Source organism: Lawsonibacter hominis, from assembly GCF_014287895.1.
Classification (GTDB): Bacteria; Bacillota; Clostridia; order Oscillospirales; family Oscillospiraceae; genus Lawsonibacter_A; species Lawsonibacter_A hominis.
This window is the reverse complement of sequence record NZ_JACOPP010000001.1, coordinates 142,619-155,685: the sequence shown is the minus strand read 5'-3', so window position 1 is coordinate 155,685 and position 13,067 is coordinate 142,619. Positions and strand designations below refer to the sequence as shown.

Genomic DNA, 13,067 nt, shown 5'->3' with positions numbered 1-13,067 from the left:
AAGAGGTATAGGGGAGACAGATAAAGCCTCATCCTATACCTCTTTCTGTTCTTGAATGGCAGCAATATAACTGTCAATAATATCTTCCAGATGGCGGTACTGGCTGGGTGTCAATGAAGAAATCTTTTGATGAAGCAGGCGTGCATCGTCTTCTATGACCCGACCGCGCAGTAAGTAGTCTGTGCTGATGTCCAATGCTTCACAGACATTCAGTATAGTTTCAGGCCGCATGGCTTTTGTTCCCAGTTCGGCAGTTGAAATAGTTTGCGGGGTTACATGTGCCATTTTAGCCAGAGTTTCTTGTGTTAATCTCAGTTGTTTGCGGCGATCCAGCATTCGCTGGCCCATCTCTTTTAATAATTCACCCATTGGCAGCCCTCCATGCTATAGCTATATTTTATCCGCCATAACACAAAAAATTAAGCGGCCATAGTTGAACTTATTCAGCCATAGCAGGTATAATGAGCTATATTACTGTACTATTGAAAAAGGAGGAGATGAGATGGACAAGTTTTATTCGTGTGCTGTTGTTAGTCAACGGCCTACGCAGTTTAAATTCAAATATCAAGAATATATGACTTCGTGCAAGCGTCTGAAGAAGCGGTTGCATGATGTTTTTATGGAACTGTATCGGCGTGGAGTACGTCGGTACTATGTCGGTGGAGCACTTGGTGTCGATCTATGGGCCGGTGAGATCCTGTTGGAAATGCGATGGCAGGAAGAATGCCCGGAATTGAAAATTGTGCTTGTGTATCCCTTTCCAGGTCATGACGAACGATGGGACCCCAAAAGTCGTGAAAGGTTGCATCGCCTAAAGGAGAACTGCGACCAATTTGTAATGGGTAGCAGGGGAGTGGGAGCGCAGGGGTATAAAGAGCGCACAGTTTACATGGTGCAATGCGCCGACTGCTTGGTGGCAGTGTATAATAATGATCCGCAGGGAGCGGGTAGCATACGGGTAGCAATGCGGATTGCAAAGACCCGCAGACTGCCGCTTGTGCTGATTCATCCAAATACGGGGAAAATTAGTAGAATAGGTTAATAAAAGTATATCGCAAATAGATATGACTATTACTATAAGAAGTAAAAAGGATGGCTGTGGTGGAACTAAGACCACCACAGCCATCCTTTATAGTGTGCTATCCATTATAGATGCCATCCAGCAGCTTCTGTGCGCAGAGATAAAAATCTTCGATACATTCCGTCTATTGACAATAATTCCTCGTGTGTTCCTCTTTGAATAATCCGTCCATGGTCTATTACAATAATCTGGTCAGCATTCCGAACGGTACTCAGGCGGTGAGCGATAGAAATTAGAGTCTTATCCTTTGTCAGCTCCTGAATTGCGGACAAGAGGGCTTGCTCATTCTCCGGGTCGACGCTGGAGGTGGCTTCATCCAGAATGATGATAGGCGCATCTTTCAAAATAGCTCTGGCTATGGAAATGCGTTGCTTTTCACCTCCTGAGAAGGTGGAGCCACCTTCCCCGATAATCGTATCGTACCCATCTGGAAGGGTCAAAATAAAGTCGTGACAACAGGCTCGTTTTGCGGCCGCTACCACCTCCTCATGGGTAGCTTCTGACCGTCCAAACCGGATGTTATTTTCCACAGAATCATGAAAGAGATATACATTCTGAAAGACCATGCTGATGTGTTCCAGCACACTGTCTGCGGTATAGTTTCTCACATTTTTCCCGCCAATTCGTACTATCCCCTCCTGCACATCCCAAAAGCGGGCGATTAGATTGCAGAGTGTGGTCTTGCCGCTGCCGGAGGGACCCACAATCGCACAGGTGGTGTGCTCCGGGATTTCCAGCGAAATGTCATGAATCACCCGGCGGTCCCCATAGCCAAATGAGATATGTTCCAGAGAAATATCATAGTGGGACACAACCAGTTTCTCCGAGTTGGTATCCATCTTTGGAATGTCGGTGACCTCCTCCAGCCGATCCAATTCCGTATTGATCTTCTTGCTCAGAAAGGCACTGTTGCCCATCGTCTCTAAGTCGGAATAGACTGTGAAAGCGCAGAACAAGAAAGTCAGGCAATAAGGCAGGCTGATCTGCCCCGCCAGATACAGCAGAGCCGCCGCCGCAATCAGCACACAGCTCATGAGCTTAAAGGTCAATCCATAGAAACGGAGGACGCCAGCCGTAGCCTTTTCCTGGCCGTAGTCCGCGTCCCATTTTTTCTGAAACGCAGCGCGGACTTCCCGCTGTCCTTCTTCACCTTTAGAGAAAGAACGCAACACCGAAATACCCCGTATGTATTCCATCACCTTACCGACCAGATGCTCCTGTGCCTCCTGGTAAATGGGAGCATATTGGGCGGCGCGAAGCCTCACCCAACGCAGGACCAGCATCCCAAGTGCCAGCCCCACAAGGCTCAATCCCGCAATTACCGGGCTAAAAAGGAACATCATCACGGACATCAGTACAGCCATAGCCACACCGCTGGTCATCTGCTCAATAGCCAACATGGAGTACCCCTCCAGGTCGGAAATCGTAGTGGTGAGCATGGCCTGAATGGTGCCCAGATTTTGTTCTGAGAAATATCCCATGGGTGCCTGCTTCAGCCGATCCCCAATCTCCAGACGGTAATCCCGGAAAATGTCATAGCCAGACCCGCTCATGGTACGATCATACATCCACTGGAAAAAGAAGCGGCCCAGTACACTACACATAATTACGCCAAAAGACTGCCCGATGACGACCGGAGAGAGTCCATCCAAATGGAGCAAAATCCAGAATACACCGAACATCATAAAACCGTTGAAGAACGATTTCAGAATGTTGTAGACGATGCCTGCAACAATCTTTCCCCGGCTATTTCCTGCAATCTTAAAGACACGGCGAATCATTTCAAACATCTTCTGTGCCTCCTTCTATAGAGCCGGCGTAGTCTTGCCACATCTTTCGGTAAAGGGGACAGTTCTGCAGAAGCTCCTTCTGGATGCCCCGGCCCACAATCTCTCCATTGGCAACAACCAATATCTGGTCGGCATTGCGTATCGTATTCAGCCGGTGGGCCACGACAATCAGAGACTTTCCCGCCACCAGCTTGCTGATAGCCTGCTGGATCAGCGCCTCGTTCTCGGGGTCGGCATAGGCGGTCGCCTCGTCCAAAATGATGACGGACGCCTGCTTGAGTATGGCCCGCGCAATGGTGATGCGCTGCCGTTCTCCGCCGGAGAGACGGTCCCCGGCATCGCCAGCCATGGTATCATAGCCCTGCTCTAACTGCATGATAAAGTCGTGGCAGTTGGCAGCCTTGGCTGCAGCCTCTACTTCCCCGTCGCTGGCATCAGGGATTCCCATGCGGATGTTTTCCCGAATGGATTTGTCAAAGAGAAAATTGTCCTGGGCTACATAGCTGATTTCATCCATGAGTTGTCCAAACGGAATGTTGCGAATATCCTGCCCGCCAAAGCGTACTGTACCGGAGGTTACATCCCAAAAGCCGGCCATCAGCTTGGCAATCGTAGACTTCCCGGAGCCGGATGCCCCAACAATGGCGGTCATGGTACCGGGCTGTGTCTGGAATGAGATACCGTGGAGAACTTCGGATTCATTGTAAGCAAAATGGACATCCTCAAATTGATAGCACCGATCCCCAAGCTCCGCAGGCTCTGTGGGGCGGACAAGCTCCGGGGTTTTCAAAAAAGTGGTGACCTGTTCTAGGTTGCCCTTGATCATGCTGACCTGCTCCATAGCCTCGGAGACCTTCATCAGCGGCGCAATAAACCCCAGAGGCACCACCAAGGCCACCAGAAAGACAGGGAGAGAAAGACTTCCCTCCATGTAGAGCCACGCTCCCACTGGAAGGGTCCCCAGAAGCGTAGAAGGGAGGACCGCCCGGGCCGCCGCGTTCCAAAGCCAGCACTGGCTCCACCATGCCATGGTGGAATCGTGGAAATAGCGGACAGAATCGGCATACTTTCCATAGGAAGCTGCAGACCGGTTGAACGCCTTGATGACCTGAATGCCGTTGACATACTCCACCAGAGTACTGTTCATCTCGTTGGCAGATCGCATGTAGTTCTCCATGCGGGGCCCATATCCCCGCATCATGGCGGCAAAAAAGAGGGTGCCCAGCGGAATTGTCACCAGTGCGGCCAGCCCCATCCGCCAGTCCAGCAGGAAGATCAGAAGAATACTGCATAGGGGCGCAGCGATGTTGGAGGGCAGTTCCGGCATGAAATGGGCCATGGAATCCTCCAACTTTGCCACATTGTCCACGATCAGATTCTTGAAAGCCCCTGTGGGTGTTTCCAGCATGATGCCCATGGGGACCTTCGCCATCCGGTCGGTAATAGCCTCCCGGATATTTTTTAGTATGGTAAAAGAAGTTTTGTGGGACATCAGGGAGGACCGCCAGGTAAGCAGCATTTTTATGATCTGGCAAACTGCGGCGCCTCCACAGAGAAACAATACCAGCGTGGGCGTTGCAGTCCCCTGGTACAAGGCGTCCGCGAGGACAGCCACCATTAGAAATGGCCCCATGCCAAACAGTTCTCCCAAGACAGCCAGGAAGATGGAGAGGCGCATTTTACCGTTGCTCTCTCCCACGAAAGCGAATAGCTGCCGAATCGTTCCCGGTTCTTTCGACTTCATAACCAGCCTCCTTTCAGGCACAAAAAATACAAGGAGGGTATTGCAATTTCAAGTACCCTGTGCTAAAATTTGAATTACATCGTAATATTACAGTGTAATTTTAGTATAGGACGGAGGGATGGCGAATGTCAAGAGACTTTCAGCAGACCCATGAAAATCTTTTGCTCTGCGCCCAAAAGCACTTCTTGGAATATGGCTTTGAGCGGGCCAGCATCCGGGAGATCTGCAAGGACGCCCATGTGACTAACGGAGCTTTTTATAACCACTTTGACGATAAGGAAGCTCTGTTCGGCGCGCTGGTGGAGCCTGTTGTCCAGGAGGTCAAGGCCATCTATGAGGCGTCGGTAAATGAGCACATAGAACTGGCAAAGACGGACGACTTAAAATCCCTCTGGAAACTGTCGGAGGAAACGCTGTCGGTCATTATTGAATACATCTATGAACATTTTGATGTGTTCCGTCTGCTTCTCATGCGGGCGGAGGGCACGCGGTATTCCTCCTTTTTGGATGATGTTGTCTGTCTGGAAACCCGGGTCACACTGAAGTTCTTTGCGGAACTGAAATCTCGGGGCATCCAGGTCCGCGAATTGGCGGAAGAGGAGTGGCATATTCTGCTCCATGCGTATTTTGCATCCCTGGCTGAAGTGGTCATGCACAACTTCCCAAAGGAGGCCGCACTGAGATATGTTCACACGCTTGCCTCTTTTTTCAACTCCGGATGGCAGACAGTTTTGGGGATCTGATCCCCAAAATTTTTGCACAATAGTTAGCATATACTAACCAAATGATGTGGAGGTGAAACCGCAGCGTCTCATTCGCACAAGGTATTTCAACACTTAATTTTTTCAGAAAGGAAATATTCAAAAATGGAAAACACAAAGAAACTCACAGGTAAAGATCTCATCAAGGTCGGCATTTACACAGCCATGACCCTCGTTATTTTCTTTGTTGTCGGTCTGCTTACCGCACTGCCTGTGGTCTACCCGTTCCTGTTCATAATTTGGCCCATTGTCTGCGGCATTCCTATGATGCTTTACTATACCAAGATTCAGAAGTTTGGTATGCTGACTATCACAGGTATTATCGGCGGCATCTTCTTCTATCTGATCGGCTACGGTTGGATCGGCCTTCTCGGCTGGGTGCTCGGCGGCATTCTAAGCGATGTGGTACTTAAAATCGGAGGCTATCAGAAATTCAAGGTCACTGTTCTGAGCTATGCCTGCTTTTGTCTCGGTATCATGGGCTGCCCCGCCAACCTCTGGTTTGCCGGCGAAGCGTATTGGGAAAACATCCACACCTCCATGGGTGATCAGTACGCAAACACCTTGCAATCCCTGATGCCTTCCTGGATGCTGTATGTGGGCCTTGCACTGCTGTTTGTGGGTGGTATTCTGGGCGCACTGCTGGGCCATAAAATGCTGAAAAAACACTTTGAGAGAGCTGGAATTGTGTAATGGAGCAGCTTCAAGCGGTTGTTGAAAATAGAACAGGCTTTTGCTTGGACCCACGAACCAAGCTGTTGCTGATGGCCGTTGTCGCTACCGCAGAATTTCTATACAGCCACACCGCCTTTATGATCGCGGTGGCGATGATTCCCTTTGTCCTGTTCTTGACTAACCGACAGTATAAGACAGCAACAGTGTTCTTCTGTCTGTTCGCAGCAGGGCTGTTTGTGCAGGCCATCCAGAACTCCGTCCAGTTTCCCATGATCGTCAATATGCTGGTAGTCCTGTTGGTGGGACTGGTCCTGCGACTGTTTCCGGCCTTTATGATGGGGGCCTACATCATCAAATCCACCACGGCCAGCGAGTGCATTACCGCACTGGGCCGGATGCACATTGGGCGGCAGATCACCATTCCGCTCTCCGTCCTGTTTCGCTTTATCCCTACCATGCAGGAGGAGTCGGCCGCCATCAAGGACGCCATGCGGATGCGGGAGGTCCAGTTCGGGACAAAGAAATTCTGGCAAAACCCCGCTGCCCTGATTGAATACCGTTTTATTCCCCTGATGATCTCGGTGGTCAAAATTGGGGATGATCTCTCCGCGGCGGCCCTGACCCGCGGCCTGGATAACCCGGTCCGGCGCACCAATATCACAAAGGTCGGTTTTACTGGCTGGGATCTGCTAGCGGTGCTGATTGCCGGAGCCGCACTGCTCTCCACATACTTTTTCAGTCCGTGGTAAGGAGGTGATACTGTGATCGAATTAAAAGATGTTTCCTTTACCTATGAGAGCGGGGAAACCGAGAACAACCTGAGCCATATAAATCTAACAATACAGGATGGCGAAACTATTCTGTTCTGCGGAGAGTCCGGATGTGGCAAGACAACGCTGACTCGGCTGATCAACGGTCTGATCCCTCATTACTACGGAGGGAAACTGACCGGGCAAGTCCTTTTAGACGGGAAAGAGTTAAAAGACTATCCTCTTTATCAAATCGGGCAGCGGGTGGGATCTGTATTCCAAAACCCAAGGACACAATTCTACAATGTAGATACCACCAGCGAGATTGTTTTTGGGTGTGAAAACATGGCCCTGCCGGTCCCGGAGATGCGGAAGCGTCTGGAGGAAACCGCCCACAGCCTCAAGCTGGAAAAACTGCTGAACCGGAGCTTGTTTGCCCTGTCCGGCGGGGAAAAGCAAAAAATTGCCTGTGCATCTGCTGACGCAATCCGCCCGGACATTTTCGTATTGGACGAACCGTCCTCCAATCTGGATATTGCCACCATCGAAGATTTGATTGGTGTGATCCGGCACTGGCAGTCTGAGAAAAAGACCGTGATTGTCGCGGAACACCGGCTTTATTATCTCGTTCCCTATGCAGATCGAATTTTCTATATGAAACACGGAAGTATTGTACGGGAATTTACCGGGGCGGAGTTTCAAAAACTACCGCCCGATGAATTGCAGGGAATGGGGCTGCGGGCACTGGACCCATTCCACCTGTCCCCGGAGGCCGCTCCCAAGCTGGCCGCTCCGCAATTACATATCAAGGGGTTCCAGTTCTCCTATGAAAAGCACGGCCCCCTCAATGTGGATATTCCAGACCTGACCCTGCCCCAAGGGGAGATCATCGGCATCATCGGAAACAACGGCGCGGGAAAATCTACCTTCGCCCGGTGCCTGTGCGGTCTGGATAAAAAAGCGAAAGGTGTGCTTGAAATGGATGGGGCCTCCTATGACGCGAAGCAGCGCAGGCATATCTCCTATATGGTCATGCAGGATGTAAATCACCAGCTATTCACAGAAGATGTACTGGACGAATTGATGCTTAGTATGGATGGCGAGGACGAGAAAGCAGACACAGCCCGCGCCAAGGAGATACTGAACAGCCTTGACCTGTTGGGCAAAGCAAAACTGCACCCCATGTCCCTGTCCGGAGGAGAAAAGCAGAGGGTGGCGATTGGCAGTGCAATAGCATCGGACAAAAAGGTCCTGATATTTGACGAACCTACCAGCGGATTGGATTACCGTCATATGCTGGAGGTATCGGACAACTTAAACCGTCTGAAAAAGATGGGAAAGAGCCTGTTTCTGATTACGCATGACCCGGAGCTCATTTATAAGTGCTGTACCTACCTGTTGTTCATTCAGGGGAGCAAGGTGCTGTGGCATCGGCCGATGGACGGGGATGCTGTAGGGCTCTTGCGGGCTTTCTTCTCCCGCAAGCAAGGAGCTGGTGTGTGCAATGCCTCCGGATAAAAAACTGTACGCTTCCGGTGAGGATTACTTGGAGGCCATACTTCTTCTCCACAAGAAGATGGGCATGGTACGCTCCGTGGATGTGGCTCGGCACATGGAGGTGTCCAAGCCCAGCGTGTGCCATGCGGTGGCGACCCTGCGGGACGGTGGATTTCTCACAATGGACGAGGATTATTTCCTTCACCTGACCGATGCAGGTAGGGAAGTGGCCGAGCAAATCTACGAAAAGCACCGCTTCTTTACAGAAATGCTGACAAATGCTGGGGTAGACCCCATTACTGCCGAGCGGGACGCCTGCCGGATTGAGCATGTCATCAGCGAGAGTAGTTTTCAACACTTAAAAAAGACTTTGACAGAAAAGAAATAATGGGGGAGGTGAGACTGTTGACCGGGATGGCAGTGCTGCACTATGACAATCTGTGTATAGACCCAAACCAACGCAGAGTCTATGTAAATGGTCGCGTCATAAAGATGACTACAATGGAGTTTAACATCTTGTATTATCTGGCTTCACATCCCGGTTGGACTTTTACCCGAGAGCAGCTTTATCAATATGCTATGCCGGATGATTTTGCTGCTGGCCCGGAAAGCGTCACCAGCAGGATATGCAAGATACGAAAAAAACTAAATATCAATGCGATTCAAACTGTATATGGATATGGCTATCGCTTTGAAAAGTATAACTGAAAATATTATAAAACCCGGTCGAGATCTCGTGCATGAAATCTCGACCGGGTTTCTGTTATTGGAGAATAAACTTAATATTATTTCGACTCTTTGCGGAAGCACATGAACCAGTCCAGACAATACTGATTTTCGTTCTGGTTGTCCATCCGCTCCTTGGCTACGCCGCAGCTGCCGGCGGTGGGTACGATGACATCATCGCCGGGTCGCCAGTCGGCCGGGGTGGCGCAGGCGTCGGCATCTGCCTTCTGGAGCGCCAGGACGATGCGCTTGATCTCGTCAAAGTTGCGGCCCGTGGACAGCGGATAGTACAGGATGGTTCGTACCACGCCGTTGGGGTCGATGACAAACACCGCCCGCACCGCCTGGGTGTTGGACTGTCCCGGCTGGATCATACCGTACTTGTTGGCCACCTCCATGCGGATATCCTCGATGAGAGGGAAGGTCACATTATGGTAGAACGATACGGTCTGATACAATCCTCCCCTTTCTTCAATGCGGTTAGCTATGGCTAACCGCATTGTAAAAAACGATGCGCAGCGGCGATTGGACTTACCATGCATCACGCACTGCGCATCGTGAGTGTATTATAGCACACGGAGTTAGTCGTGTGCAACCACGCAAAAAGCACAAGCTACCAAGCGGAAAGGATTCTTTTTTTATCCATTATGCGAATTGTTGCCCCGAGCGGACTGCGTCTGAGCAGTCAGCCGGCCCATGCTCCGCAGGCTGACGCCCAGGGTGGAGAGATTGTGCAGCGTGGCAGAGGTGGCGGGCGGCAGAACACCGGCCACACCAAGGGCAATCAGGGTGCCGTTGAAGCCGATAACGAAGCGGTAGTTGGAGTGGATGCGCGCCATCAGCGCCATGGCGATCCGGCGCAGCTCTACCAGTTCCCAGAGACTGTCGGCAGCGATGGTGATGTCCGCGATTTCCCGGGCGATGGCGGCCCCGTCGCTGATGGCGATGCCCGCATCCGCCTCGGACAGGGCCGGCGAGTCGTTGATGCCGTCGCCCACCATCAGGACAGTGTGTCCCTCCCGGCGGAGCCTTGCCACATACTCCGCCTTGTCCGCCGGCAGGACTCCGGCGCGGAAGTCATCCACTCCTACCTGGGCGGCAATGGCTGCGGCGGTGCGGTAACTGTCGCCGGTGAGCATAACGGTGCTGGTAATCCCCAAGGTGCGGAGGGCAGAGAGGGCTTCCTTTGCCTCCTCCCGCAGCGGGTCGGAGATGCAGATCACGGCGGCCAGCTGTCCGCCTACGGCCAGATACAGGTGAGAATACTCCGGCGGCAGGGCGTCAAAGCGCTCCTGTTCGCCTTCCGGAATGACGCAGCCCTCATCCTCAAAGACAAAGTGGGCGCTGCCGATGAGGACCCGCTCCCCATCGACGGTGCTGGCGATGCCGTGGGCCACCAGATATTCCACCTTGGAGTGGTACTCCTCGTGACGCAGGCCCCGGCGCTTCGCCTCCTCCACCACGGCGTTGGCCATGGAATGGGGGAAGTGCTCCTCCAGGCAGGCGGCCAGCCGCAGCATTTCGGCTTCCTCCTTGGTGCCGAAAGATACCACCTGAGCCACCCGGGGGCAGGCGTGGGTCAGAGTGCCGGTCTTGTCAAAGACGATGGTATCGGCAGCCGCCACAGCCTCCAGGAATTTGCCGCCCTTGACGGTGATGTGGGCGCGTCCCGCCTCCCGCATGGCGGAGAGGACGGCCAGAGGCATGGCCAGCTTCAGGGCGCAGGAGAAGTCCACCATCAGCACCGACAGAGCCCGTGTCACATTCCGGGTAAGGGCAAAACTCAGCAGGCTCCCGGCGAAGGTATAGGGTACCAGCTTGTCCGCCAGATTGGCGGCCTTGCTCTCAGCCTCCGACTTCATCTGCTCCGACTGCTCGATCATGTGAACGATCTGGTCATAGCGGCTCTGGCCGGAGGCTTGCTTTACCTCCAGCACACATTCGCCCTCCTCTACCACGGTGCCGGCATAGACCGCGCCGCCGGGGCGCTTGGGTACCGGGATGGATTCTCCGGTAAGGGACGCCTGGTTGACAGTGACCTCCCCCTCCAGCACCAGACCATCCACGGGGATGATGCCGCCGGCGCGGACGACTACTGCATCCCCCGGCTGGATCTGGGACACAGGAACCAGCACTTCGCCTTGGGCTGTGCGCAGCCAGACCCGGTCCACATTCAGCGACATGCACCGGGCCAGATCCGCCACAGATTTCTTCCTTGTCCACTCCTCCAGCAGCTCGCCCACCTCCAGCAGAAACATGACCATTCCGGCGGTTCCGAAGTCCCTTCTGCAGGCAGAAATGGAAATAGACAGGGCATCCAACAGCTCCACCTTGATGCGGCGGCGCAGCAGGCAGCGCAGTCCTCTCCGCACAAAGGGGATCATGTGCCAGAGAATGCGGGCAATCCGCAATGGAGACGGGAGAAACAGGGTGCAGGCGGCCTTGCACACCACCTTTGCCACCAGCTTCTCCTCAAATTCCCGGTTCAGCGCCCGGCTGCTGTGGGCGGGCAGCGCGGTGGTCCGCTCCGCCTCCTGCCAGGAAAAATGCCGAATTTCGTTCAGCACGGCTTGGCGAGTCCCATCGTAGTACAGGATGACGCAGCAGGTTCGCTCATGGACGGTGACCTGCCGGCACCAGGACTTTCCCTGAATCCATGCCTCCAGCAGATCCGCCTGAGCGAGTGTCATTTGTTTTTGCCGCAGCCGGAACCGGATGCGCCCCCGGCTTTCGTGCAATATGGTTGCGTTCATAGGTTCCTCCTTCACGAAAAGAGGGAGCCGCTGGCGGCTCCCTCTGGGTCAATCAGGCTTCTTCGCTCTCCAGATTGGCAGCGGCGGCTTCCTCCGCTTCCTTCGCAGCCCGGTCCTCATTCAGCTCCTTGGCGGAGGCCAGAATGTCCGCGGCGTTTTCCTGCACCGTGGTCACAGTCCCCATGACCGAATCCTTCATCCGCAGGCCGGCGGCCGTGACATGGACATAGGCTTTCTTGGCGTCCTTGCTGGACAGCAGCTTGATGCCAAAAGAACCAAACAACGCACCACCCGCAAAGCAGGCAAGTTTCGTATAAACGCTCATTGTGATCCTTCCTTTCCCTTATTTCCGTTTGTAGCCGGTGACCATGACCATAATCATGCAGATCACAGCGCCCCACGCCCAAAAACGATGCTGTTTCATCGCTGTCACTCCTTCTGAATGCTTTGGAATGTCTGATTATTGTAGCAGAAAAGGTGGGTGTTTGTCGCTGTCAAAACGGACGCGGAGTTGCGGTTTCCGACATTTTTCTGTACTGGCCGGGAGTCATGCCATACTCCCGCTTGAATGCTGCGTTGAACTGGCTCATACCCTCATACCCTACAGCCTGTGCAATTTGCTGAATGGGCATCCGGGTGGTGCAGATCAGCTCTTGTGCCCGTCGGAGGCGCTGTTGAACCAAAAAGCTGTGAATCGGCATGCCATAGGTGCGGCGGAACCCTTCTTTCAAGAAGGTCGGGGAAAGCGAAAACTGTTTGCAGAGGAACGCAATGGTAAGCTTATCAGACAGATGCGTCTGGATGTATGCCTTGACTTCCAACAGACTGTGGGATACTGGGCAGCCTGAGCCGGAGAGAGAGCCATTCGATTCAGATACCTCGGTGCAGAGCAGATACAGCAGTTCCACCGACTTGAAAACACAGTAGCGTTCCTGCTCCTGCTCAGACAGATAGCGAACCGTTTCAAAAAATGACTGCGTCCAAGGTGTGCCGCACAGAGCCATGCAACCGTTCCTCGCCGTCATCTTCTCCTTGACGATCCTGGTGTCCAACCTCATCCCCAGGGTGGAGCAGACCGTCACAAGGCTTTCTTTTGCGGCTTTGGCGTCTACGGCAATCAAAACGCCGCCCAGGTTTCCGCTACACTGACACGAGTGGAGAGCGGAGCTGTCGGAGAGGAGGAAGATCCCCGGAGCCTCCACCATGCAGGAAGCACCCTGTAACGCTCGGACAGTAAGGCGGCCAGTCATGCAGAACAGCGCCTCAAACTGGAGCGGTGCGCCGCACACTG

15 protein-coding genes are annotated in these 13,067 nt (G+C 53.1%); 7 read left to right on the top strand and 8 right to left on the bottom strand.

What is annotated here, in order from left to right; translation table 11 throughout:
* Positions 1-33: 33 nt before the first annotated feature.
* A complete protein-coding gene (locus H8S57_RS00820) occupies positions 34-369 on the bottom strand; it encodes a helix-turn-helix domain-containing protein (RefSeq protein ID WP_007713092.1) in 336 nt (111 codons plus the stop codon).
* A gap of 133 nt (positions 370-502) precedes the next feature.
* Here H8S57_RS00820 and H8S57_RS00815 point away from each other — a divergent pair, with 133 nt between their 5' ends.
* Positions 503-1,042: an SLOG family protein gene (locus H8S57_RS00815; RefSeq protein WP_186906175.1), complete on the top strand. Its 540-nt coding sequence runs from the start codon at positions 503-505 to the stop codon at positions 1,040-1,042.
* 104 nt (positions 1,043-1,146) lie between these two features.
* Here the strand turns inward: H8S57_RS00815 and H8S57_RS00810 are convergent, their stop codons facing one another.
* Together H8S57_RS00810 and H8S57_RS00805 are read right to left on the bottom strand one after the other, a co-directional pair.
* Positions 1,147-2,871 carry an ABC transporter ATP-binding protein gene (locus H8S57_RS00810; protein WP_186906174.1) on the bottom strand — a complete coding sequence of 575 codons (1,725 nt, stop codon included), beginning with the start codon at positions 2,869-2,871 and terminating at the stop codon, positions 1,147-1,149.
* Positions 2,864-4,615, bottom strand: coding sequence for an ABC transporter ATP-binding protein (locus tag H8S57_RS00805; RefSeq protein ID WP_186906173.1), 1,752 nt, complete (start codon positions 4,613-4,615; stop codon positions 2,864-2,866). The genes H8S57_RS00810 and H8S57_RS00805 overlap by 8 nt, the downstream gene beginning before the upstream one ends.
* A 125-nt stretch (positions 4,616-4,740) precedes the next feature.
* Here H8S57_RS00805 and H8S57_RS00800 point away from each other — a divergent pair, with 125 nt between their 5' ends.
* The 6 genes from H8S57_RS00800 to H8S57_RS17185 all read left to right on the top strand — a co-directional run bounded on the left by H8S57_RS00800 (position 4,741) and on the right by H8S57_RS17185 (position 9,005).
* Complete coding sequence (locus H8S57_RS00800; RefSeq protein WP_117777622.1) at positions 4,741-5,358, top strand: TetR/AcrR family transcriptional regulator; 618 nt, start codon at positions 4,741-4,743, stop codon at positions 5,356-5,358.
* 123 nt (positions 5,359-5,481) lie between these two features.
* Positions 5,482-6,069, top strand: a complete 588-nt coding sequence (locus H8S57_RS00795; RefSeq protein ID WP_186906172.1) for an MptD family putative ECF transporter S component — start codon at positions 5,482-5,484, stop codon at positions 6,067-6,069.
* A 44-nt stretch (positions 6,070-6,113) separates the two neighbouring features.
* Positions 6,114-6,800 (top strand): energy-coupling factor transporter transmembrane component T, encoded by a 687-nt coding sequence (locus tag H8S57_RS00790; RefSeq protein ID WP_242659805.1) that lies wholly within the window; start codon positions 6,114-6,116, stop codon positions 6,798-6,800.
* Positions 6,801-6,812: 12 nt separating this feature from the next.
* Positions 6,813-8,318: an ABC transporter ATP-binding protein gene (locus tag H8S57_RS00785; protein WP_007713084.1), complete on the top strand. Its 1,506-nt coding sequence runs from the start codon at positions 6,813-6,815 to the stop codon at positions 8,316-8,318.
* Positions 8,305-8,685 (top strand): metal-dependent transcriptional regulator, encoded by a 381-nt coding sequence (locus H8S57_RS00780; protein ID WP_007713082.1) that lies wholly within the window; start codon positions 8,305-8,307, stop codon positions 8,683-8,685. The genes H8S57_RS00785 and H8S57_RS00780 overlap by 14 nt, the downstream gene beginning before the upstream one ends.
* The gene (locus H8S57_RS17185; RefSeq protein WP_007713080.1) at positions 8,685-9,005 is read left to right on the top strand and encodes a winged helix-turn-helix domain-containing protein; all 321 of its coding nucleotides are present in this window, start codon (positions 8,685-8,687) and stop codon (positions 9,003-9,005) included. The genes H8S57_RS00780 and H8S57_RS17185 overlap by 1 nt, the downstream gene beginning before the upstream one ends.
* Before the next feature lie 77 nt (positions 9,006-9,082).
* On the opposite strand, the gene H8S57_RS00770 is transcribed toward H8S57_RS17185, so the two are convergent.
* The 5 genes from H8S57_RS00770 to H8S57_RS00755 all read right to left on the bottom strand — a co-directional run bounded on the left by H8S57_RS00770 (position 9,083) and on the right by H8S57_RS00755 (position 12,897).
* A complete protein-coding gene (locus H8S57_RS00770; protein WP_349190213.1) occupies positions 9,083-9,481 on the bottom strand; it encodes a redoxin domain-containing protein in 399 nt (132 codons plus the stop codon).
* Between the two features lie 180 nt (positions 9,482-9,661).
* A complete protein-coding gene (locus H8S57_RS00765) occupies positions 9,662-11,776 on the bottom strand; it encodes a heavy metal translocating P-type ATPase (RefSeq protein ID WP_186906171.1) in 2,115 nt (704 codons plus the stop codon).
* Between the two features lie 52 nt (positions 11,777-11,828).
* Positions 11,829-12,101: a DUF6110 family protein gene (locus H8S57_RS00760; protein WP_006575244.1), complete on the bottom strand. Its 273-nt coding sequence runs from the start codon at positions 12,099-12,101 to the stop codon at positions 11,829-11,831.
* 18 nt (positions 12,102-12,119) lie between these two features.
* Positions 12,120-12,200 carry a DUF6219 family protein gene (locus H8S57_RS18360; RefSeq protein WP_242964725.1) on the bottom strand — a complete coding sequence of 27 codons (81 nt, stop codon included), beginning with the start codon at positions 12,198-12,200 and terminating at the stop codon, positions 12,120-12,122.
* A gap of 70 nt (positions 12,201-12,270) precedes the next feature.
* Entirely contained in the window at positions 12,271-12,897 is a 627-nt protein-coding gene (locus tag H8S57_RS00755; protein WP_243204629.1) for a helix-turn-helix domain-containing protein, read from the bottom strand.
* Positions 12,898-13,067 lie beyond the last annotated feature (170 nt).

Coding starts and splice junctions, on each gene's coding strand:
- H8S57_RS00805 (WP_186906173.1), bottom strand. CDS start 4,615: ATGAAGTCGAAAGAACCGGGAACGATTCGGCAGCTATTCGCTTTCGTG.
- H8S57_RS00760 (WP_006575244.1), bottom strand. CDS start 12,101: ATGAGCGTTTATACGAAACTTGCCTGCTTTGCGGGTGGTGCGTTGTTT.
- H8S57_RS00780 (WP_007713082.1), top strand. CDS start 8,305: ATGCCTCCGGATAAAAAACTGTACGCTTCCGGTGAGGATTACTTGGAG.
- H8S57_RS00815 (WP_186906175.1), top strand. CDS start 503: ATGGACAAGTTTTATTCGTGTGCTGTTGTTAGTCAACGGCCTACGCAG.
- H8S57_RS18360 (WP_242964725.1), bottom strand. CDS start 12,200: ATGAAACAGCATCGTTTTTGGGCGTGGGGCGCTGTGATCTGCATGATT.
- H8S57_RS00820 (WP_007713092.1), bottom strand. CDS start 369: ATGGGTGAATTATTAAAAGAGATGGGCCAGCGAATGCTGGATCGCCGC.
- H8S57_RS00800 (WP_117777622.1), top strand. CDS start 4,741: ATGTCAAGAGACTTTCAGCAGACCCATGAAAATCTTTTGCTCTGCGCC.
- H8S57_RS17185 (WP_007713080.1), top strand. CDS start 8,685: ATGGGGGAGGTGAGACTGTTGACCGGGATGGCAGTGCTGCACTATGAC.
- H8S57_RS00810 (WP_186906174.1), bottom strand. CDS start 2,871: ATGTTTGAAATGATTCGCCGTGTCTTTAAGATTGCAGGAAATAGCCGG.
- H8S57_RS00765 (WP_186906171.1), bottom strand. CDS start 11,776: ATGAACGCAACCATATTGCACGAAAGCCGGGGGCGCATCCGGTTCCGG.
- H8S57_RS00795 (WP_186906172.1), top strand. CDS start 5,482: ATGGAAAACACAAAGAAACTCACAGGTAAAGATCTCATCAAGGTCGGC.